Here is a 21,427-nt window from a genome sequence, read left to right on the forward strand (position 1 = left end):
ATATTCTTTCCAATTCGCTCGCCAGCTCACGGCTCGAAGAAACTCCGTTCGGATGACACGGCGGGTACGAGAAACACATCGTCGCACGCCAGTTCGACAGGTTCGTGTGGTTCGACAGGACACACCTCCCGATCGTCCGCGAGCAATACCACCGCGTCCTCGTCGCGTTCGACCGAGAGGGTGACCGGCCCGCGAAGCACCCAGTTATCGACGTGGATGGCGAACGGAGCCACCGGAACGACCGAAACGACGCCGGAGTCGGGTTGCACGACGGGGCCGCCCGCATCGCGCGCATACCCTCGACTTCCGGCGGGCGTGGCCGTGACCACGGCGTCGGCTCGAAATTGGGCGACCGGTTTGCCGCCCGCTTTCACGGCGTATTCGGAGATTCGCGCGGGTTCGCTCGTCACGAGGGTCGCGTCGAACAGCGCGTCGGCGACGTGTTCGCCGTCGACCGACGCCGACAGCAGAGGTCGCTCGGTCGTCGTCCAGTTGTTCGACAGCAGGGTTTCGACGGCCGGTTCGATGCTCCCCGCGGGAACACTTTCCAGTCCCGCTCCGGCATCGACCGGAAGGACTGGAACCGACACGCCAGCGCGGACGAGGTCGGTAACCGCCGATTTGCCGACCGCGACGACGACAGCGGAATCCGCGTCGAGTACGGCTCGGGCGTTCTCGTCAATCGTGCTGGTTTCCTCCGCCAGCAGGGTTTCGATTCGCGCGACGAGCGATGAGTCCGCGTTTTCGCTCGGTACGACGCCTATCCGCATCGGAGTCCCTCCGCTCGATTGTCGCCAGTTTCGGTCATTACCTGAACACTCTCGGTCTGTCTTGAAAAGGATACCGCGCTGGTCGTCGCGCTGGCCATTGCTCGAGGTCGTTGCCGGGTGGTTGCTCCTTGAGGCGGTCTACTCGTCGTAGGGCCAATCTCCGATGATTTTCATGCCCGCCGCCTGATTTTCGGCTTCTAATGCGGCCGCGATTTCTTTGGGTTCTTTGTGGGACACTTCGAAGTCGTCGCTTGCAATGTGAACCGTGAGTTCGGTGAGTAAGATGGCCTGTTCGCGAAGGTCGCGAACCTCGACTTTGTCCAGCGTATCGGCGAACGTGTGACCCCATCCCCTGCCCTCGTCGCCCGTTTCGCTCATGACGTGATAGCCCGGAACGCCCCACTTGACGAACGGCCAGTGGTCGCTGTGTGGCCCCTGTTCGGGAATCGTCGTGACAGGGTGGCCGAACTCGCCCGCGATTTCGTTCGCGGCTTCCTTCAACTCGTCAAAGCCGTGGGTGAAAAACGAGAGGGTGCGGCCGCGGGCGACGCCGTCGTTGTTCACGATTGCCTTGACGCTGTCGTGGTCGGTTTCTCCGGCCATGTATCCCGACCCGACGAGGCCGACTTCCTCGGACCCGAAGGCGACGAAGTGAATCCGCGTTTCGAGTTCGTCCTCGCGTTCCGCGAGTGCGCGGGCCAACTCGACGACCATGGCGCTCCCGGCACCGTTGTCCATCGCACCCTCCGCGATGTCGTGGCCGTCGATGTGGCTGGTGACGAGTACCTGTTCTTCGGTGTCCGGGCCGAGTTCCGCGTGAACGTTCTGACTCGTCGCGTCGTGGATGTTCGCCTCGACTTCCACGGTCACGTCGTCACCCTCCCATCGTCGGGCGAGACGCGACCCGACTTCCTTGCTGACGCCGACCGCCGGAATATCTCCAATCGGGTCTGCTTCGGTACCGACGCTCCCGGTGGGTGGCAGACAGCCCTCCACGTGGTTTCGGAAGACGAACGCCGCCGCGCCGCCTTCGACCGCGTAGTAGTATTTTTCGCGTCGGTGGATGAAGCGGTCGTAGTACCCCGGAACGTTTGAGGCGACCATCACGACTTTTCCCCCGATGTCGGTTTCCTCGAAATCGGCGGGCAATCCGTAGCCAAGATCGACGAACTCGCCGTCCGCATTTCCGGACGGACTGCGCGGAAGCGCGATGGAATCCTGGGTCGTGTTCTCGGCACGAATCGCGCTCGTGCCGCGTTCCCAACCCTGAATATCGTATTCGTCCAGTCGCACGTTTCGCACGCCCACCGATTCGAGCGCATCGCGGGTCGCTTCCGCACCGCGTCGCTCGCCGTCGCTCCCGGCCATCCGGTTGCCGATATCGACTATCGTTTCGAGGTAGTTCCATCCTGCATCGCTCGTGAACGTACGGCCAATCCATTGTGACATACGCAGACACGTCTCGTGGTGTCAGCCTAAGTGTTTCGAAACGTAACATCTCGATAAATCGTCGGAAATTCACCCTTGCTCGCCGACAATCTCGTCGATTTGCAACTAAGGTATTTAAGGAACCTTCCGAACGTTCTGGATATTTCTATTGTAGCGATGTTTTATAATGAAAGACGTTGTCTCGCCGATAGACGTTCGGAGTTACACAAACATGGCTTCACAAGCACCAGATATGACGCGCGTGGTTGGGCTCGATGGAAGTGTCGAAGAGGACGTGAACCTCTCGACATCCGACGTAGAGAGCATGTACCGCCTGCAGGTTCTCGCACGCACGTTCGACCAGAAAGCCGTCTCGCTTCACCGACAGGGGCGCATCGGAACGTATGCGCCCCTCCAGGGACAGGAAGCGGCACAGGTCGGTGCGGCGTACGCACTCTCACCGGACGATTACTGTTTTCCGACGTATCGCGACCACGCGATATATCTCACCCGAGGGCACGCGATGCGGGACATCCTCCTGCATCTCTCGGGCGCAGGGAACTACGTTGACCGCGAGGACGCCAAGGGGCTTCGAACCTTCCCGCCGACGATTCCGATCGCCACACAACTGCCCCACGCGGTCGGCGTCGGCATGGCTTCGAACTACAAGGACGACGACTGCGCAGTCTTGGCGAGTTTCGGGGACGGTGCGACTAGCGAAGGGGATTTCCACGAGGCGATGAACTTCGCGGGCGTGTTCGAGACGCCGACGGTGTTCTTCTGTCAGAACAACCAGTGGGCGATTTCGGTGCCGCGCGAGCGCCAAACCGCGAGCGCGACCATCGCGCAGAAGGCACACGCGTACGGTATCGAGGGCGTTCGCGTGGACGGCAACGACGTGGTCGCGGTGTACCGAGCGGTGACCGACGCACTCGAACGAGCGGACGACGGCGAGCCGATACTCATTGAAGCGGTCACGTATCGGCAGGGCGCCCACACCACGACCGACGACCCGACGAAGTACCGCGACGAGGCGGAAGTCGAAGCGTGGGCGAAAAAAGACCCGCTCGACCGAACTCGCGAGTATCTCGAATCCGAACACGGATGGACCGAGGAGGACGAGGAAGAACTCCGCGAGGAAGCGAAAGAGCACGTCGCGGAGGCGGTTCGAGCCGCCGAAGCCCACGAGGGGTACGACGCCGACGCCATCTTCGACCACGTGTACGCTGGCGAACACCCGCGATACGAACGACAGCGCGCCTCGGTTCCGGAAAATCCGCAAGTCGAACGATAAAGGACAGTCGTCGCCAGCACAGTTATGTGTCGGCCTGTGGTATCCGGGACGGGGTGTTTCGATGGAACGTCACGATACACGTACGGGGGAGTACGGAACCGAATCCACGGAAATCGCGGATATCGCCGAGATGGAAATAACGGAGCCGACGCTGACGTGGCTCGAACTGTCGCGCCCGCAACAGCCGATTCCGATCGGCGAAAACGACCGGGTGCTCGACAGCAAATTCAACGAACAGCACGACGTGTGGGAAGTTCTGCTCGTTGCATTTCCCGAAGAAGAATCGGACGAAGAGTAGTTACAGCATATCCTTCTGTTTCAGCCCTTCGATGAGGTCATCGACGAGGGTGTCAACGTCGTCGTAGGGGAAGTCCTGCGCGTCGTTCATTTTCGTCGCCAGTTCCATCGCGGTGAAACTCGTGTCGCCGGATTCGAAACGTGTTCCCGGTCCGTTCGGGAGCGCCGGAACGAGATCCATCGGACTGCTTACCGGGTAATCTGCACCTTCGAACGCATCGTGAAACTGCTCTCGAAATTCTGCTTCGTCAGCCATGTCAATGCCTGTGTGTGTAATCGGCAAAAACGTTCCGGAACCACGATAAACAAGTTGTGAGTTTTATCGCTGCGTCGTCAGTTCGCAGTTCATCGGTTTCTCGGTTGTTCCGACTCATCGAGTTATCGATTCACTCCCCGTTTCGCTCGGTTTCCGATTCACCGGTTCAGCGGGTTTTATACTATGATGCGCCCGAGGGACGATATGGCGTTTGATTTCGATTTCGAATTGCTGTGGGAACTAAGCGAAACGAGCGGTGCACCGGGGTACGAAGACCGAATCCGGAGCATCGTCCACCGAGAGTTGGAGGGCGAAGTGGACGAAATCCGCACCGACGCGATGGGCAACGTCGTCGGGACGCTGGAGGGAAAACGCGACTACGAGGTCGCCGTTCCGGCCCACATGGACGAAATCGGGTTCATGGTCACCCACGTGAACGAGGAGGGCTTTCTTTCGATTGACTCGCTGGGCGGGTGGGACTCCCGAATCCTCCGAGCACAGCGCGTTACGGTTCACGCCGAGAACGAGGATTTGACCGGCGTCATCGGTTCGACGCCGCCGCACCTGCTGGACGAAGACGAGGACGAACAGGACGTTTCGGACGTGTACATCGACCTCGGTCTTCCCGTCGAAGAAGCGGAATCCCGCGTCTCCGTCGGCGACATCGTCACAATGGAGCAGACGACGACGCGAGTTGGCGACCACATCACCGGGAAGGCGCTGGATGACCGCGTCTGTCTCTTTGCGATGCTCGAAGCCGCGAAACGGATCGAAAATCCGGAGGCGACGATTCATTTCTGCGCCACGGTTCAGGAGGAAGTTGGTCTTCGCGGAGCGGAAGCGCTGGGCGTCGATATCGACCCCGACCTCGCCGTCGCGCTCGACGTGACGGTCGCAAACGACATTCCCGGCGTCAAATACGAGAAGGACTACGTCACTCGCCTCGGCGAGGGAACCGCCATCAAACTCAAAGACGGAAGCGTCGTCACGTCGCCGAAAGTTCACCGACGAATGCGCGACCTAGCCGAGCAACGGGACATCGCACATCAACTCGAAGTGCTTCCGTCCGGCGGCACCGACACCGCCGGATTTCAGAACACTCACGGTGCGAAGCCGGTCGGCGCGATTTCCATTCCGACTCGCTACCTGCACACCGTGACCGAGAGCGCCCACGGCGACGACATTTCGGCGACTATCGACCTGCTCACTGCATTCCTCGAAACTGAAACCGGCGAGCACGATTATTCGCTTTAGTCTCGACTATCTTTTAGCAACGCATCGACGAGCAAAGTGAGTCGATTCGATCGACAGGCTGGTGACACGACCGCGAGAAAGCAGTGGACGACACGGCGACAGAAATCGGAATGGACACGATCTCCGGACACAGCAATCAACACAACCGCTAGCGCCCGGCTCATCCTCCACGAACGAGAAGCGGCAGCGACGAATGAGCGGACTCGACTCGGACTGAGAGGAGCACCGAGGTTTTGGTTCAGATTTTTCCAGGGAGGTAGGTCGAATCCGGCGTCACAATGGCGCCAGATTCGGCTCCCGACCGCAGAAAAAGGTGGCGGTGGCAAACCAAAGTATTCAGTACCCACCGGTGCCAACCCTCGTGCATGACAGATGGGGAAGCGGACGAATTAGTCACCCGACGCGGATTTCTCCTCGGTTCTGCGGGCGTCGCGGCTGCCGGCGCGGCCGGAACGGCCGCGGCGCAGGATGGTACGACCACCAGCGGCGGGACGACTACCGGTGGAGAGGGAACCACGACCGGCGGTGGCAACGGCACCTCCGGCGGAGAGGGAACGACCACCAGCGGCGAAGGCGGCGGCGGTGGCGGCGGTTCGGAGACGGTTACCGTCGGACCGGGCGGCGAGCTCGTTTTCGAACCAGCCGAGCTCCAGATTTCGCCGGGCACCACCGTCGAGTGGGTCTGGGAATCCGACACCCACAACGTGATTCCCACCAGCCAACCCGACGGGGCCGGCTGGGAAGGAAGCGGCAGCGAGAGCGAAACCTTCGACACGGGCCACACCTACAGTCACACCTTCGACACCGAAGGCTCCTACGAGTACGTGTGCATCCCCCACGAAAGCGCCGGTATGGCCGGCACCATCACGGTCGGTGGCAGTGAGGGCGGCGGTGAGTCGGCCGGTCCAGCGATTCCCGAAAGCGCGAAAACGCTCGGCGTCGCAACCTCCGGCGCGATGGTATTCACCCTCGGACTGGCGTACTTCTTCATGAAGTTCGGCGGCGACTACGGCGAGTTCGACGAGTAACTACCCCTTTTCCGGCGTATCGAAGTCGTGGAACGCCCGCCCCTTTTCCACGCTCAAAATATCTAGCGCGGCGGCCGCTCCTCCGCCCACCGAAATGGCGGCTTGGATTTTGTCCGCGCGCGCCGTCCACCCGGCGGCGTAGGCGTTTTCCACCGTCGTTGCGTTGTCCACGTCGGTTTTCACGGTTCCGTCGTCGTCTAACTCACAGCCCACTGCTTCGGCCACCTGCCGAGCGCGGCCGGTCGTGAACACGACGTATTTGGCGTCGTATTCGTTGGATTCGTCGGATTCGTTGGATTTCGCCGTAATCGTGAATCCATTGTCCGCCTTCTCGACACCGGTTACTTCCTCGCCCTGCTTTCGTTCTGCACCTTGTTCATCGACCTGTTCGCGCGCGATTTCCATGTATTCGCTGCCGCCGATGCTTTTGATACCCAGGTAGTTCCACAGATGAGCGGCGTGCATCGCGGTGTCGTCCGTATCGAAGACGGTCGTATCGAGGCCGTTTTTCGCCGTGAACAGTGCCGCGCTCAATCCGGCGGGGCCGCCGCCGATGATAGCTACGTCTGGCATGCGCTATCTGATAGCGCACTATCCGGTATAAATCTCGTCACTCCAGCAGTTCCTTCGTCTTTTCGTGGCGATACCGGAACATTGGTTCGAACCCGACCTTGGCGAGCGGACTTCCCGTTTCGCCGAGCGCCGGAAACTGGTACGTTACTTTGTCGCGCACGAGCGTCTTTCCGTCTCCCGCGTAGAACTGATGGGTGTGCGTCCACTTCGGAAACGGGCCGTCGCTCATTTCGTCTTCGAACATCGCGGATCCGTTTTCCTCTTCCCGTCGTACAATCGTCGAAATCCATCGCTGGCGCGGCCCGACGCCGAACGGTCGAAGCGACAGACGAATTTGCGTTCCCGTCTCCAACACGTCCGGATTCGGGTCGCCGTTCGGCCCTTTTACGCCCTCAACGCGGAGGTTCATCCACTCGGGGGTGAGCGCTTCCAATCCACCGGTACTGGAGTAAAACTCCCACACCGCATCGAACGGCGCGTCGACCCAGACCGCTCGCTGGTACGTTGCCATTGTCCGATTTTCTCGTGCTAGCGTTAAGATTCTTCTGCGCAACCAGTGAGACGGTTTATTTTGCTTCGAAACGGACGTCGAGACGATGACGACCATTCGTCTCGCGGAGGCAGACGACGCCTCGCAAATTGCGACCATCTACGCTCCCGTCGTCGACGATACGATCATCTCGTTCGAGACGACTCCACCCGACGACGAGGAGATGGCGAACAGGATTCGAAAGACGCTCCCGAAATACCCGTGGATCGTTTGCGAACTAGAAAACGAAATTCTCGGCTATGCCTACGCGGCGAGTCATCGCACCCGCGATGCCTACCAGTGGTCGGTGGACGTATCGGTGTACGTCCACGAGAACCATCGTCGCTCCGGCATCGGGAGCGGACTGTACGAATCGTTGTTCGAACTCCTTCGAGCGCAGGGGTTTTACAACGCTTACGCCGGAATCGCGCTTCCAAATCCGACCAGCGTCGGCCTCCATGAATCGCTGGGATTCGAACCGGTCGGGGTGTACGAAGCTGTCGGCCACAAACACGGTGCGTGGCACGACGTCGGGTGGTGGCATCTCCGACTCGATACTCCCGCGGACAGTTCTAAATCACCTGCATCGAGCGATCCACCGGGATTACCGGAATCGTCGGAACCTCCTGAACTACCGAAACAGCCGAAGCCACCAAAACCGCTGTCGGCACTCGCAGCCGAGGAGATTGACGACGGAATAGAACGCGGATTGAATTCGATGCGGATTTCGTGAATCGATTTATTTGAGACGCTCCTGAAGAAACGATGGATGCGCCGCGGAAACCCCGTTAATGGAGAGAATCTCGTTGCTGATAACGTCGCCCACCGCGCCGCCGTTCGGCGCACGAACTTCCGCCATCAGCATGTGGTCACCGCTGCACGTGTAGAGTGTTTCGATGTCCGACAGTTCTTTGAGCGCCCGCGTCGCTTCCACGTATCGTTCGCTTTCCACGTCGATTCCGACGAGCGCGATACTCTGACTCGAAAGCTTCTTTGGGTCGATTTCCGCCGAGTAGCCGACGATGACGCCATCGTCTTCTAACTTCTCGATATACTTTCGAACCGTCGGTTTCGAAACGCCAGCACGGTTCGCGATTTCGGAGTACGATGCCTGTGCATCGCTTTCTAACACCCGAAGGATTCGATCTTCTGTCGATTCAGTACTCATGTTATCGGTGTGTTTCACTCACAGGAAAAAATACCTTGCGAAGTGGAAAACACATTGTCAGCTGCGAAAAGGTTGGTCAAATCGGCGGAAGCGGTGAAACGAGATTACTTGTGGCGGTCGAGCAGGTCGTAGCTTCGTTCCCACTCGTAATCGTCGTCGAAGTACCGTTCCGCGAGCGGCGTTTCCGGCATATCGCCGGTTGCCTGCTTTTCTTCCTGGTAGGACGGCCGGTCATCGTCGATGTAGAATCGACCGGTGAGCACTTTGCCCTCGTACAGCGAATCTTCCGCTTCGTGCATCGCTTCGGCCGCCTCACGTCGGTCGTGAACGTCGAAGTCGTAGTCGTCGCTGTCCTGCACGTCGATGTACGGGACGTACTGCTTTGCGTCCTTGTTCCACGTCGGACACTGCGTCAGGAAGTCAACGTGTGCGAACCCGTCGTGTTCCATCGCTTCCGCGAGGATTTCCTTCGCCTGATTCGGGTTGACCGCCGCGGTTCGGGCGACGTAGCTCGCGCCCGAGGTGAGCGCGAGCGACAGTGGCCGAATCGGACTTTTCGCACTGCCGTGCGGTTGCGTCTTCGATTTGTGTCCCTTCGGCGACGTGGGCGAGGTCTGCCCCTTCGTTAGGCCGAAGATTTCGTTGTCGAAGACGATGTAGGTCATATCGTGGTTCTCGCGGGCGGTGTGCATGAAGTGGTTGCCACCGATGCCGTACCCGTCACCGTCACCGCCTGCGGCGATGACTTCGAGGTCAGGGTTGGCGAGTTTGGCCGCGCGTGCGACCGGCAGGGAACGCCCGTGAATCGAGTGGAAACCGTAACTTTGGAAGTAGCTGGACAGCTTTCCGGAACAGCCGATACCCGTGACGAGAAGCGTCTCGTCCGGCGTTCGACCGACCTCCGGCATTGCCTGTTTCAGCGCCTTTAGGACGCCGAAATCACCACAGCCTGGACACCACGTCGCTTGTGGTTCGAGGCTGGGCGTGAATTCGTTCACGTCGATGTCTCGTTCTTCGTCGATTGCGTTGAATACACTCATTTCAGTCACCCGTTGCGGACTCTATCCGCGTGTTGTACGTCGGCTCAGCACCGTCGTCGAGCCGTGCCTCGAAACCGTCCACGATTTCGGCGGGCTCGAACGGGTTGCCGTCGTATTTCAGTAGGCTGTACAGTTTGTCGCCGTGGCGACCTGTTTCTCCCTGGATGTGCCGACGGAACTGTGCCGTGGAGTTCATCTCGACGACCAGCGCCTCGTCCACGTCTTCGAGGAATGAATTGACTTCATTCGTCGCGAACGGAAGCATGTTGCTGACGTTCATGGCCTTGACCGAGTGACCGTCGTCGTTCAGCACGTCCACGGCTTCTTCGACGGCACCTTTCATGCTCCCGAAGCTGAGGATGGCGTAGTCGGCATTCTCGTCGCCGTACACCGTCTGGTAGGACCCGTCCATCGCGTCCAGTTCGTCGCTGATGGCGTCGAGTTTGGACATCCGACGGTTCATCTGCGCGATGCGGTTGTCCGCGTCTTCGCTGATGTGTCCGGCCTCGTTGTGTTCGTTACCGGAGGCGAGGTAGTTGCCGCCCTTCTGTCCTGGCAGGGAGCGTGGGCTGACACCGTCTTCGCCGTCGTAGCGGTAGCGCTTGAATCGACCGGCGAGACGCTCTCCGTTCTCGATATCCTCCTCGGTGACGACCTTTCCGATGTCCGGGTTCGGGTCGCGGTCGAAGACGGATTCCGGAACCGTTTCGTGGCCACCGGAGAGCTTCTGATCGTAGAGGACGATGGTTGGTATGTGGTAGTTGTAGGCGATTTCGAACGCCTTTCGCGTCTGAATGTACGATTCGCGCGCGTCACCCGGTGCGAAGACGACGCGGTTCGAGTCGCCCTGGCTCGTGTACAGGACGTGCTCTAAGTCGCCCTGTTCCGGCTTGGTAGGCATTCCCGTCGAACCACCCGCTCGCATCGATTCGACGAGCACTATCGGCGTTTCGGTCATCTCGGCGAGACCGAGTGGTTCGGACATCAGCGCGAATCCACCGCCGGACGACCCGCTCATCGCCTTCGCGCCCGCGTGGCTCGCACCGATTGCGAGCGCGGCGGCGGCGATTTCGTCCTCGACCTGCTCGGAGATTCCGCCGAGGTCGGGGAGATGTTGGGTCATGATGGTGAACACGTCGGTCCACGGTGTCATCGGGTATCCGGCGATGAACCGGCATCCTTCGTCAATGGCACCGTATGCGATACCGTGACTGCCGGAAATGAGCACGGGTTCTTCTTCGTGCTCGCTCTCGGGAACAGTCACGCCGACGTCGGTGTCGTAGTTCTCCTTTACGTCCTCGTAGGATTCGCGGAGAATTTCGAGATTGGGTTCGAGGATTTTTTCCGGCATTGCGTTGGTCATCAACTCCTCGACCACGTCGAGGTCGAGGTCGATGATGGCGCAGGTCGCGCCGATACCGGCCGTGTTCCGCATGATTTCACGACCGTACTCCTTAGCCAGACCGCGAAGGTCTAAGTCGAAGACGTGCCAGTCGTTCTCCTCGACGCGTTCCTCGAAGTTCGGAACGTCGTCCGTGTCGAGCAGTCCGGAGTCGTAGATGATGACACCGCCCTCGCGGAGTTCGTCCAAGTTCTCCGTCAGGGGTTTGATCTCCTCGTTACCGTAGTAGGCTTCTTCCTGTGGGTTTCGAGCGAAACTGTCACCCAGTGCGAGGAGGAAGTTGTAGTTGTCCCCTCGTGATTTTACTTCTTCGTCCGACGCGCGAATCTCCACGTACGTGTGGCCACCGCGGATGCGCGACGGATAGTGTCGATGCGTGAATACGTCCAGCCCCGACCGCATCAGGGCTTTTGCGAAGTTCTGGCTCGTCGAGTCGATTCCGTCCCCGGAACCCCCTGCGATTCGCCAGATTAGTTCGTCATCCGTCATAAGTGTAGCTCCTGGCCTCCCTGGCCTAGTGTTTATTCGTAGTGACGCAAGGGGGTAAAGCCTTTGCCATAGATTAGCAAGGAACTATTGTGATAGATGGCGTCTGGCGGCTGGTTTCGGGAGTTTGGCTGAAGAATAGTAACTACTAATACTTATTCGATATATTAAATATAGGTAATGTATTAATATGTATTCTAAATCAATAATTCTATAGAACTGTCTTCGTTTTTGTGTAGTTAACGTCCAGCGTTTCCGGCTTTTCATCCGTACTTCCGTTTTTGTACCGAGCGGTAGATTGAAGCAGTGGTCGTATATTTTTAACCGACTTATCAGATAACTTTTTAAAGTAGAGAGAGACAAAACCTGCTAAACCCATGAACCGAGCCGTTGCTAGCATACTTGTATTCCTCCTCATTACATCGCTCGTTCCTCCGACGACGGCGGCGAACGAATCGCCGCTTGCAGACGCTGGACTTGACCAAACTGTTACCCGAGGCGCAACTGTACTGCTCAACGCGCAGGGCTCTTACGACCCCGACGGAGAAATCGAACGATACAAATGGTCGATAACGACGCCAGATGGGACGACGACGGTCCCCGATTGTGAAACTTGCCCACGAACACGGTTTCGACCGAACTCGGTCGGTACTTACACGGTTTCTCTAACCGCGACTGACGAAGACGGAGCAAGCAGTCACGACACACTGTATGTCTCCGTTTCACCCGGCGAAAAGCCGGAAGTCACCGTTTCCGGGGCACAAGAACCTCGTGTCGGTGAGGAGTCGATATACTCCGCCAACATCCGCACCGGTGCCACACGCTTAGACCGCATCGTCTGGTCAGTTGACGGCGAAAAGGTCGAAGCACGTTCGCTATCGAACGTCGACTCCGCTGATACGATTTCTCAAACGTTTGCGAGTACTGGTTTACGGACAATCACCGCGACGGTGACCGATACGGATGGTCAAACAGCATCCGATACGTTCGACGTTTCGGTGCAACCTGCTCGAAACGCTCCAGCCGAAAATACACTTGCAGACCAGTACTCTCCGACGGTTACAGGAGATGACCTCGTCACCGGTTCTTCACCGCTTCGCAGAACCTACAGTTTGCGGTCGTCAGCGAGTTCGAGTCAAGTACGCTCTATCAGCTGGGTTGGAGATTCAAGCACCCTCGGAAGCGGACGGACAGTGACGACGAACTGGAAACCCGGCGATCACACACTCTACGCCATCGTTACGTACGCCGATGACTCCCGTAACGTTGCCCGATTTTCCGATGGATCGACCACGGTCATAGCCGACCCGAAACCGGCGGTCGAGCTGTTGTCTTTCGACAGCCACACTTCCGTCTCTGGCAGTGTAATCGCAACTGACCGATATGAGAATTTACGCTCGATAACCGTCCGACTTGATGGGACGGCTATCGGCCGCTTACAGATGGACGGAACTCCCGGAGAGATGCAACGACGACAAGTGTCGTCGTTCGATTACTCTGATTTCGACTCCGGTGAAACGTACACGCTAACCGTCACTGCGGTTGATGCTCGTGGGCAAACAAGTGTATTGGAACGAGAGATTACGCCGACGAAGGAACCGGAAATCATCGAGTCAGGGTTCGTCAATGACCCAGTGGATTCATACCACGAGCGGATTGATCCCGAACGATACACAGCACATCATGTGCTGAAAATCGATTTGAATGGGGTTGATCCGAATGATGTGGAAGTGAAACCTGGAAGATTAGATAATTTCGCGCAGAAAGTCCATCAGGACAAAAAACTCAAAGAGGAGATGTTACATTTAAACACTTATTGGAGAGCTCAAGAACCAGGAAATTATATTATAAATCAGAAATTATTATTTAACGATAAAAATTATGAGAGAGCTATTGAGAGTGAGAAAATATATTCAAACCTCCGAGTAGAACCTAGTCCACCAGAACTTCGAGTGGATGTAATAAATGATGGAACAACCGGCCATTTAAAGTCGAAATGGGGTATTGTCGTTGACGCAAGCGATTCTTTTGATCCAGATGGAACCAAGCTCAAATATACATGGCAGAAAGGTGCAAATCCAATTTCTCCAGATAACAAGACTGGAAAGTTTAGATCTGTCAAGTTTGCTAGGCTAGTAATTGAGGACAAATATGAACTAAAATCGTCAAAAGAATTTAACTATTTGAAAGAATATATTCCAGGAATAAATAATGTGGAAGTTCTGTCAGAAGGCCCATACAAACCAAACGATACGGTACGTCTTCGAGTCACTACAAATGGATATAGATTTGCGAAGAATACCTATCACAACCAGTTTGAGTTGGGAATGACACCAGTAGGTGCGAAAGGAAACATCGTTGAATGGGATGAAATAATAACACAAAGACTAGAAAATGGAACTCATGCTGATGATCCGAGAATATATAAGGGAATTATTGATTTCGAAGCATCTGAATTAGCGAACACGGTAGAGAATCCAAAAATACGCGTATATAACAAGAAAAAGATAGCAACGTACGAAGAAGCATTGATACCTGATTTAGAGATATATCGACAGTACGGAACGATTTGGACGAATATCTCTATCAAAGACACGAAGTACAGAGTAGAACGACCGACGTACGATTGGGCGCGTGCCACGTCAGAGGCAGAACGCGACCGTTATCTCGCAGATGGGTACTCGGTCGTGGATACGGAGCGCGACGGATTCGAATACACGCTCGAAGAGCGCGTCAAAGTTCGAGATGCACAGTACGAAATCAAATCGAAGACGTTCCCGACGAAGCTCCAACACTCCGCATTTCTCCAAACTCATTCAGATTGGTGGTCCGGAGGGCGCGAAAGCGAGAAGCAGACACGAACCAGAACCGAACAGGAGTGGCGAGATTCGAAAACCGGCGACGGAACGTTCCTCGGAGAGACTCGACGCGTAGAAACAGAGCCAGCGCGGTATCAAACCCAGAAGCAGTACGCATACGAGTACGATGTCGAAAAAACGCGGACGAGAACGGTGACGAAGACAAAAGAAGTCGAAGTGACTAAAACGGACACGAAGTACGTCATGAAATGCGGATTCGAGGGAATCTGTTTCGAAGTTCCGAAAACCTATACGTACACGACGACTGTCGAAAGAACGTACACGACGACAGAGGAGTACACCTACACGGTTACTCGAACGGCGACGTATTGGGCGCCTCAAAAACTCGGATGGGATCACTGGTCTACCGGTAAGCAGAAACAAGTGAAAATCAGTAATGCCGAATACAAGACTCAGTATCTATACGAGTATCAAGAAGAGTACACGGATGTCGTTCGCACATACGAAGTGAAAACCCGCGAAAAGGTTAGCGATGCAGAGTACGAGTGGCAAGAACGGATGACCACGACAGATCGGATGGACGTCGAATCACTCATATCGGCAGACAATTGGCGTATCGGAAGCTATGGAGCGAATCTCAAATGGGATATGCAAAAGCGGACGGGGAGTAAGACTACCACCGTCGATATTCGATTTGCGGGAGATACAGTCCTAAACACCTATGTGACTGCGGATGTCGATGCCACTCAACAGTATGTTCTCGGAGAGACAGTGAAAAACGAAACCACAGATACCAAAACCGTCGACAAGTCGTATTCGGGGTACGTAAGCGCATCAGAAATCAAGAACAAGCTTCGAAAGCAGAGCGGAGAAATCGAAGAAGACTGCGAAATTAAATTCCATTGTATAATATAATAAATTATATTTAAATATTAGTAGGGTAGAAAACGGTTGTGTGAGAAGAACACTATCGCTCGTATTTGCCGTTCTCATCGTGGTACCCTCGGCGGTCGTTCCCGTGGTAAGTGCCGATACAAGCGGTTCAAATGCGTCTGATTGTCCCGCCTCAAAAGAAGGTACGACTAGAGCTATCGAATCGTTTCAGGGAGTGTGTATTGAATCTCATTTTGAGAATGAAACAGTAGATTTGGTTGTTAGTAATCCTACTTCGAAATATATAGAAAATTCTGGACTACTTGTTAAAATAGGCCGCCATCAATATTACAAGAAGCTATTCAACATCTCACCTGGTGAATCATTCCAAAGAGAAGTTAACATCACGCAGGGCCTACACGCATTCCAAGATAACCACTCCGTTTTCGTCTCAACGTTCGGCGATAACACGACCTACAACTTCACCAGAGAAATCGATGCTTCGAACTCTCCCGAAGTGCTGACCCCGTATATCAAAAACGTCACCGTAGCCAACGGAACGATAGACGGAGATAAATCCGCAGTCGCATATGTTACGCTTGCGAATCCGTCAATTCAGACGTACTCTTCGAAACTGTTCGTCCACACACTCGGTACTGAAGGGAGTTTCTATCCCGTCTCTATCCGACCAGGAGGAACGCGAACAATAAAAGTCGAACTACTGGATGACGATGGGCAAGAAATTGCGGGCGAAGCACGACTGTATTCGGGAAACCTCACAGAAAGCGATGGCGGCCTCGACCAGATGGGATTCGTCGGAACGGCCGGTGAACAGACCGAAACGTGGAACGAATCGTTCGAACCGGTGCGGCCGACGTGGATGGATAACCATTACGAGTATAAAAACAAAACCTATGCGCCGAGTTTCGGCGAAAAGCTTAGTGGAGGATACGAAATCGGAGGAATTCCGATCGCATATCTCGTGCTTTCGCTGTTCGGTATCTTCGTCGTTGTCCGCCGATTCCGGTGAGAAAGCCGAATATTTGTTCTTAGTTACCTTCCCCCCCGGCGTTTTTCGTCCGGATTATCTCGCGCATGTTGATATAGATATCCTTCGGAGAGGTGTCTTCGTTCGGGTCGTAGAGATCGCTGATTCGGTAGAGAATCGCGGCGACGAGTCTGCTTTCACTGCTGTCGCCGCGGATGTCGTCCGCGATTTCGCGCAACGTTTCGACTCGGTCGGGGTTCGGTTCAAACGTCTCGGGGTCGCCCGCCATGGGTTACTTCTGTCTACGCCGGTTGATAATCCCGACGTTGTTGGCGACGTTTTCGGTCAGGACGCGGAAGGAGTCCCCGGTTTCGCTTTCCTCGTCGAGAACGATTGGGGTGCCCTCGTCACCGCCGGTTCGAACATCGGGATCAAGAGGGACGCCGCCGAGGAATGGCATGTCCTGCTCTTCGGCGAACGCTGCACCGCCACCGTGGCCGAAGATGTCGTGTTCACTGCCGCAGTCGGGACACCTGAACGAACTCATGTTCTCGGCGATCCCGAGAACTGGGGTTTCGTGCTTGCCGAACATCTGAAGCCCTTTTTGCGCGTCGTCGAGAGCGACTTGTTGTGGCGTCGTAACGATGACCGCGCCGGTGACGGGAACGCTTTGGAGCAGTGTGAGTTGCGTGTCTCCGGTTCCCGGTGGAAGGTCGACGACCATGTAATCGAGTTGGCCCCACTCCACGTCCTCCCAAAGTTGGGTGAGAACTTTGTGAACCATCGGACCGCGCCAGATGACGGGGTCGTCCTCGCCGACGAGGAAGGCCATGCTCATCAATTTCACGCCGAATTTCTCGGGCGGAACGAGTTTTCCCTCCTCTGTGGCTTGCGGTCGCTCGTTTGCGGCGACCATCCGCGGGACGTTCGGACCGTACACGTCGGCGTCGAACAGGCCGACACGGGCACCGAGCTTGGCCAGTCCGGCGGCGAGGTTGACGGCGACGGTGCTCTTTCCGACGCCACCTTTTCCGGACGCGACGGCGATGATGTTCTTTACGCCGGGAAGAACCTGCTCTTCGGGTGAGTGTTGGCTATCGACGCGAGCCGACAGTTCAGCGTCGAGGCCTTCATTTCCGAGCACCTCGCGAACGCGATTTGCGATTGCAGTTTCGTGGGGTGCGTACGGTGCCCCGAGTGCGAGCGAAATATGTACAGTGTCGTCATCGACCGTGATTTCGTTCACGATTCCGAGCGAGACGATATCCTCGTCGAGGTCGGGGTCTTCGACCCCGCGAAGGAGGTCTCGAACGTCAGCTTCGTCCATGCGTTCGGCTAGGGCGTGTCCCGTCGATAAGACTTATGAACTGGGCGACCCGGCGGACGTTGGGATTTGATTTGGGTCGCCGTTCGTTACGGAGCACAATTTCCTCGGCACTGCCGCGTAACCATATCTGATTACATCCGTGTTGCTGGCTCCCACGAGTTTAATAATACCCATTCGAAAGGTACGGACGATGCTCGAAGATTCGTTCGGGCGCGAGGTCACGGGGGTACGAATCTCTCTCACCGACCGGTGTAATTTCGATTGCGTCTATTGTCACAACGAGGGCCTCGGGGACACGCGCGGCCCGATGGATCCGCAAGACGACGAAATGAGCGCCGACGACGTGGTTCGGTTTCTGGAAGTGGCCCGCGAGTTCGACGTGCAGAAGGTAAAGTTCACGGGCGGAGAACCGATGCTTCGGCAGGATTTGGAGGAAATCATCCGTCGAACACCGAATGAGATGGAAACCTCGCTGACGACGAACGGAACCTTCCTGCCGGGCCGAGCGGAGGAACTCCGCGAGGTGGGACTGTCACGGGTGAACGTTTCGCAAGACGCGCTCGACCCGAAAGCGTTCGCGGAGGTGACGAAGAGCGGAGCCTACGACAAAGTGATGGAAGGTGTCGAGGCCGCACTTGACGCCGGACTCGACCCAGTGAAGCTCAACATGGTCGTCTTCGAGGCGACGGCAGGCTACGTTCCGCAGATGGTCGAACACGTCGCCGAAAACGACGGGCTTCAGCTACAACTCATCGAGTACATGCCCGAACTAACCGGAAAACCGGAATGGGCAATCGACATCCAACGCGTCCACAGCTGGCTCGAAAAACAGGCCGACGAAGTCGAAATACGGGAGATGCACGGGCGCAAACGATACTGGGTGAACGGCGGAATGGTCGAAATCGTCGATCCGGTCGAAAATCCGAGCTTTTGTTCGAATTGTCATCGCGTGCGCGTGACGCACGAAGGATACCTAAAGGGATGTCTGAACCGCAACGACGACCTGCGACCGATGGGCGAAATGACGAAACCCGAAATCAGGGAGACATTCCGCGAGACGGTCGCAAATCGAGTTCCGTACTACGGTGAGTACATGATTCGAAACGGCGAGGACGAGTGGGAGATAAACGACCGTTACATCGATGCCTGAATACGGACTCTCTCACTGAAATCGATTGGCGGTCGCGAAACGAACGTCGTCCGAACGGTAACAAAGTTAATACGGGCTGGCTACTCGCCTTCTCGTATGCGACGACGGGCATTCTTGACGAAAGTCGGCGCGCTTTCCATCGCTGGAACGAGCGTTTCTACGGTTGGCGGTGGTCGGACAGAGCAATCCGCAACCGAGCCTGCGTACACTATTCTTTCGGAGACGGAACACGCGACGGACGTGTTCGTCCGAGAGGGAGGAAGCGGCCCGACCGCCTTGATCGTCGGCGGAATGCACGGTGATGAGAAAAGTGGCTACCGCGCCGCAACTGACATCGCGGAGTGGCGGATTTCGGGTGGAACGCTCGTCGTCCTCCCGAAAGCGAATCAAGTGGCTATTCGAGCGAACAGTCGGGAGGGAAAAAACGGCGATTTGAATCGGCAATTCCCGACCGGCGAACAGCCGGAGACGGAACTGGCGCAGGCAATCTGGGGCGTGGTTTCCCGCCACGACCCTGACGTGGTTCTCGATTTGCACCGCTCCATCGGAATTTACGGCTATCACGAATCGTCGGTCGGGCAGGTGATTTGGCCGACGAATGCAGAGGGAGCGAGCGAGTACGCGAAGCGAACGGCGGAGTATTTGAACGAATCGGTGGTGCCGTGGTCGATGCCGCTTCACGCGTTTCGACGCGGCGGCGAGATAACGGGGTCGCGTCCGATGCTCGTTCACAGAGTCGCGGGTGAGCTAAACCGGGCGGGGTATCTCTTCGAAACGACGGAATTTTTCATCGACTCCAACACAAGAGTTCGCTGGACGAAGAAGGCCGCCGAAGATTTGCTCTCCCGACACGGAATCGAGCGGAGTGTGGAGAGATGAACGTCAGAAACGTGCTCGCAGGGCGGGCAGTGTGGGGGTGGTATCTCTTGTTGGTCGTTCCGGTCGTCATCGGTGCGCTGGACACCCGATTTATGACGCCACTCGCACTGCCGGGATACCTCGTTCTCACGCTCGGGAGCGCCTCTGGGAGCCATCTCTTTCCGACGTTCGAGCTATGGGTGTTCTGGGTGCCGTTTTTCCTTGGAATGTACGTCGTCTCGGTGGGGCTTGCGGCGGTGTATCGTGCAGTTCGAGGGACATTCGTTGCGTTTAAATAGTAACCACCGGTAGGTTGAATCGCAGACAACTGTAGGGACGCGCGTCCCGAGTCCGGAAGGGCGAACATATGAACGCGTGTCGAGGTAGCCTAGTCTGGCCCACGGCGCAGGGTTGCTAACTCTGTGGCGTCAAGCCTCGAGGGTTCGAATCCCTCCCTCGACGCTCCAAACTATCAACCATGAGTACGGAACAACCAGAGGACGAAGACGACGACCTTCGGTACTTCGTCCGCATCGGGCAAACAGACCTCGATGGGACGAAAACCGTAGAGCGGTCGCTTTCCGACATGAACGGAATCGGTCGTCGCACGGCACGACTGCTCGCCGAGAAGGCGGGCATCGACCGAACCGCAACGTTCGGCCGACTCGACGAAGACGACATTCAGAGCGTCGTCGAGGCCGTGGAAAATTACGCCGACGAAGTTCCCGAGTGGCTCGCGAACCACCGAGACGGGTACTTCTCGGGTGAGACGACCCACGAAACCGGCAACGACCTGTCGATGTCGCGGCGACAGGACATCAACCGGATGAAGATGATTAGCTCGTACAAAGGCATTCGCCACAAGCGCGGACAGAAAGTTCGCGGACAGCGAACCAAGTCCACGGGTCGTACAGAGGGTACGATCGGCGTGAACGTCGAAGCTATCAAGGAAGAAGCCGCCGCGGAGGGTGACGAAGAATAATGTCGCTCCCCGGTGAGAACACCAAATTCTACGAAACGCCGAATCACCCGTTCCAGGGCGAGCGCATCGGCGAAGAACGCGGTCTGATGGGCCGATACGGTCTGAAGAACAAGGAAGAACTCTGGCGCGCCCAGAGCGAACTCCGCAACTTCCGCCGTGAGGCCCGACGACTGCTCGGCGACATTACGGGCGACGAATCCGCAGACGGTGGGGAGTTCCTCTCCCGCCTGAAGCGAATCGGCGTCCTCGACGATGGCGACGAACTCGGCGACGTTCTGCTCCTCGAAATCACAGACGTCCTGGAGCGACGTCTCCAAACCGTCGCCTACCGAAAGGGACTGGCCAACACGCCACAGCAGGCGCGCCAGTTCATCACTCACGGCCACGTTACGGTTGACGGTCGGCGCGTGTCGATCCCGTCGTACAAGGTCGAAATCGTCGAGGAAGGCAGCGTCGCCTTCGACGAGAACAGCCCGCTTGCAGACGAACTTCATCCAGAACGCGCGGAGGGTAACGAATGAGCGACAACGACGAAAAGTGGGGCATCGCCCACGTACACGCATCGTTCAACAACACGATTATCACGATTACCGACCTCACCGGTGCGGAGACGATTGCGAAATCCTCCGGTGGGACGGTCGTGAAACAGAACCGAGACGAGTCATCCCCGTATGCGGCCATGCAGATGGCCGAAACGGTCGCTGACGAAGTCAAAGCTGCCGGCATCGACGGCCTGCACGTCCGCGTGCGAGGTCCCGGTGGCAACCTTCAGCAGAACCCGGGTCCGGGTGCGCAGGCGACGATTCGCGCGCTCGCTCGTGCCGGAATCGAAATCGGCCGCATCGAGGACGTAACGCCGATTCCGCACGACGGTACCCGCGCACCGAAAGGTAGTGGATTCTAAC

At 56.9% G+C, this 21,427-nt stretch carries 23 protein-coding genes and 1 tRNA gene; 14 read left to right on the forward strand and 10 right to left on the reverse strand.

What is annotated here, in order from left to right; genetic code table 11:
• Positions 1 to 26: 26 nt before the first annotated feature.
• Positions 27 to 770, reverse strand: a complete 744-nt coding sequence (locus LIX15_RS18215; protein WP_227774831.1) for an NAD(+)/NADH kinase — start codon at positions 768 to 770, stop codon at positions 27 to 29.
• A 138-nt stretch (positions 771 to 908) separates the two neighbouring features.
• Entirely contained in the window at positions 909 to 2,219 is a 1,311-nt protein-coding gene (locus tag LIX15_RS18220; RefSeq protein ID WP_227774832.1) for a M28 family peptidase, read from the reverse strand.
• A 232-nt stretch (positions 2,220 to 2,451) separates the two neighbouring features.
• Here LIX15_RS18220 and pdhA point away from each other — a divergent pair, with 232 nt between their 5' ends.
• Entirely contained in the window at positions 2,452 to 3,492 is a 1,041-nt protein-coding gene (pdhA, locus tag LIX15_RS18225) for a pyruvate dehydrogenase (acetyl-transferring) E1 component subunit alpha (protein ID WP_390184533.1), read from the forward strand.
• A gap of 61 nt (positions 3,493 to 3,553) precedes the next feature.
• Positions 3,554 to 3,790, forward strand: coding sequence for a hypothetical protein (locus LIX15_RS18230; RefSeq protein WP_227774834.1), 237 nt, complete (start codon positions 3,554 to 3,556; stop codon positions 3,788 to 3,790).
• Here the strand turns inward: LIX15_RS18230 and LIX15_RS18235 are convergent, their stop codons facing one another.
• Positions 3,791 to 4,045 carry an MTH865 family protein gene (locus tag LIX15_RS18235; RefSeq protein WP_227774835.1) on the reverse strand — a complete coding sequence of 85 codons (255 nt, stop codon included), beginning with the start codon at positions 4,043 to 4,045 and terminating at the stop codon, positions 3,791 to 3,793.
• Positions 4,046 to 4,249: 204 nt separating this feature from the next.
• On the opposite strand from LIX15_RS18235, the gene LIX15_RS18240 reads away from it, so the two are divergent.
• On the forward strand, positions 4,250 to 5,299 hold the full coding sequence (locus tag LIX15_RS18240) for a M42 family metallopeptidase (protein ID WP_227774836.1): 1,050 nt from the start codon (positions 4,250 to 4,252) through the stop codon (positions 5,297 to 5,299).
• A 365-nt stretch (positions 5,300 to 5,664) separates the two neighbouring features.
• A complete protein-coding gene (locus LIX15_RS18245) occupies positions 5,665 to 6,327 on the forward strand; it encodes a plastocyanin/azurin family copper-binding protein (RefSeq protein ID WP_227774838.1) in 663 nt (220 codons plus the stop codon).
• Here the strand turns inward: LIX15_RS18245 and LIX15_RS18250 are convergent, their stop codons facing one another.
• Both LIX15_RS18250 and LIX15_RS18255 read right to left on the reverse strand, forming a co-directional pair.
• Complete coding sequence (locus LIX15_RS18250) at positions 6,328 to 6,900, reverse strand: FAD-dependent oxidoreductase (protein WP_227774840.1); 573 nt, start codon at positions 6,898 to 6,900, stop codon at positions 6,328 to 6,330.
• Between the two features lie 37 nt (positions 6,901 to 6,937).
• Positions 6,938 to 7,411, reverse strand: a complete 474-nt coding sequence (locus tag LIX15_RS18255; RefSeq protein WP_227774842.1) for an SRPBCC family protein — start codon at positions 7,409 to 7,411, stop codon at positions 6,938 to 6,940.
• A gap of 85 nt (positions 7,412 to 7,496) precedes the next feature.
• Here LIX15_RS18255 and LIX15_RS18260 point away from each other — a divergent pair, with 85 nt between their 5' ends.
• Positions 7,497 to 8,162, forward strand: coding sequence for an arsinothricin resistance N-acetyltransferase ArsN1 family B (locus LIX15_RS18260; RefSeq protein WP_227774843.1), 666 nt, complete (start codon positions 7,497 to 7,499; stop codon positions 8,160 to 8,162).
• Between the two features lie 6 nt (positions 8,163 to 8,168).
• Here LIX15_RS18260 and lrpA1 read toward each other — a convergent pair whose 3' ends face one another.
• The 3 genes from lrpA1 to LIX15_RS18275 all read right to left on the reverse strand — a co-directional run bounded on the left by lrpA1 (position 8,169) and on the right by LIX15_RS18275 (position 11,528).
• Positions 8,169 to 8,597, reverse strand: a complete 429-nt coding sequence (gene lrpA1, locus LIX15_RS18265; RefSeq protein WP_227774844.1) for an HTH-type transcriptional regulator LrpA1 — start codon at positions 8,595 to 8,597, stop codon at positions 8,169 to 8,171.
• A gap of 104 nt (positions 8,598 to 8,701) precedes the next feature.
• Positions 8,702 to 9,637 (reverse strand): thiamine pyrophosphate-dependent enzyme, encoded by a 936-nt coding sequence (locus LIX15_RS18270; protein WP_227774845.1) that lies wholly within the window; start codon positions 9,635 to 9,637, stop codon positions 8,702 to 8,704.
• 1 nt (position 9,638) lies between these two features.
• Complete coding sequence (locus tag LIX15_RS18275; protein ID WP_227774847.1) at positions 9,639 to 11,528, reverse strand: 2-oxoacid:acceptor oxidoreductase subunit alpha; 1,890 nt, start codon at positions 11,526 to 11,528, stop codon at positions 9,639 to 9,641.
• Positions 11,529 to 11,902: 374 nt separating this feature from the next.
• Here LIX15_RS18275 and LIX15_RS18280 point away from each other — a divergent pair, with 374 nt between their 5' ends.
• Positions 11,903 to 15,259 carry a PKD domain-containing protein gene (locus LIX15_RS18280; RefSeq protein WP_227774849.1) on the forward strand — a complete coding sequence of 1,119 codons (3,357 nt, stop codon included), beginning with the start codon at positions 11,903 to 11,905 and terminating at the stop codon, positions 15,257 to 15,259.
• A gap of 475 nt (positions 15,260 to 15,734) precedes the next feature.
• Positions 15,735 to 16,247 carry a hypothetical protein gene (locus LIX15_RS18285; protein WP_227774851.1) on the forward strand — a complete coding sequence of 171 codons (513 nt, stop codon included), beginning with the start codon at positions 15,735 to 15,737 and terminating at the stop codon, positions 16,245 to 16,247.
• Positions 16,248 to 16,266: 19 nt separating this feature from the next.
• Here the strand turns inward: LIX15_RS18285 and LIX15_RS18290 are convergent, their stop codons facing one another.
• Positions 16,267 to 16,494 carry a DUF7976 family protein gene (locus LIX15_RS18290; RefSeq protein ID WP_227774853.1) on the reverse strand — a complete coding sequence of 76 codons (228 nt, stop codon included), beginning with the start codon at positions 16,492 to 16,494 and terminating at the stop codon, positions 16,267 to 16,269.
• Between the two features lie 3 nt (positions 16,495 to 16,497).
• The gene (locus LIX15_RS18295) at positions 16,498 to 17,532 is read right to left on the reverse strand and encodes an Mrp/NBP35 family ATP-binding protein (RefSeq protein ID WP_227774855.1); all 1,035 of its coding nucleotides are present in this window, start codon (positions 17,530 to 17,532) and stop codon (positions 16,498 to 16,500) included.
• Between the two features lie 190 nt (positions 17,533 to 17,722).
• Between LIX15_RS18295 and moaA the strand changes: the two genes are divergently transcribed.
• The 7 genes from moaA to LIX15_RS18330 all read left to right on the forward strand — a co-directional run bounded on the left by moaA (position 17,723) and on the right by LIX15_RS18330 (position 21,426).
• Positions 17,723 to 18,682: a GTP 3',8-cyclase MoaA gene (moaA, locus tag LIX15_RS18300; RefSeq protein WP_227774857.1), complete on the forward strand. Its 960-nt coding sequence runs from the start codon at positions 17,723 to 17,725 to the stop codon at positions 18,680 to 18,682.
• Positions 18,683 to 18,778: 96 nt separating this feature from the next.
• Complete coding sequence (locus LIX15_RS18305) at positions 18,779 to 19,561, forward strand: M99 family carboxypeptidase catalytic domain-containing protein (RefSeq protein ID WP_227774858.1); 783 nt, start codon at positions 18,779 to 18,781, stop codon at positions 19,559 to 19,561.
• A complete protein-coding gene (locus LIX15_RS18310) occupies positions 19,558 to 19,839 on the forward strand; it encodes a hypothetical protein (protein ID WP_227774860.1) in 282 nt (93 codons plus the stop codon). The genes LIX15_RS18305 and LIX15_RS18310 overlap by 4 nt, the downstream gene beginning before the upstream one ends.
• Before the next feature lie 78 nt (positions 19,840 to 19,917).
• Positions 19,918 to 20,002 (forward strand) — tRNA-Ser (locus tag LIX15_RS18315).
• Between the two features lie 16 nt (positions 20,003 to 20,018).
• Entirely contained in the window at positions 20,019 to 20,522 is a 504-nt protein-coding gene (locus LIX15_RS18320) for a 30S ribosomal protein S13 (RefSeq protein ID WP_227774862.1), read from the forward strand.
• Positions 20,522 to 21,043, forward strand: coding sequence for a 30S ribosomal protein S4 (locus LIX15_RS18325; RefSeq protein WP_227774864.1), 522 nt, complete (start codon positions 20,522 to 20,524; stop codon positions 21,041 to 21,043). The genes LIX15_RS18320 and LIX15_RS18325 overlap by 1 nt, the downstream gene beginning before the upstream one ends.
• A complete protein-coding gene (locus tag LIX15_RS18330; RefSeq protein ID WP_076428590.1) occupies positions 21,040 to 21,426 on the forward strand; it encodes a 30S ribosomal protein S11 in 387 nt (128 codons plus the stop codon). The genes LIX15_RS18325 and LIX15_RS18330 overlap by 4 nt, the downstream gene beginning before the upstream one ends.
• The last annotated feature ends 1 nt before the right edge of the window (position 21,427 follow it).

It is taken from the genome of Haladaptatus pallidirubidus, assembly GCF_020700235.1.
Lineage (GTDB): Archaea > Halobacteriota > Halobacteria > Halobacteriales > Haladaptataceae > Haladaptatus > Haladaptatus pallidirubidus.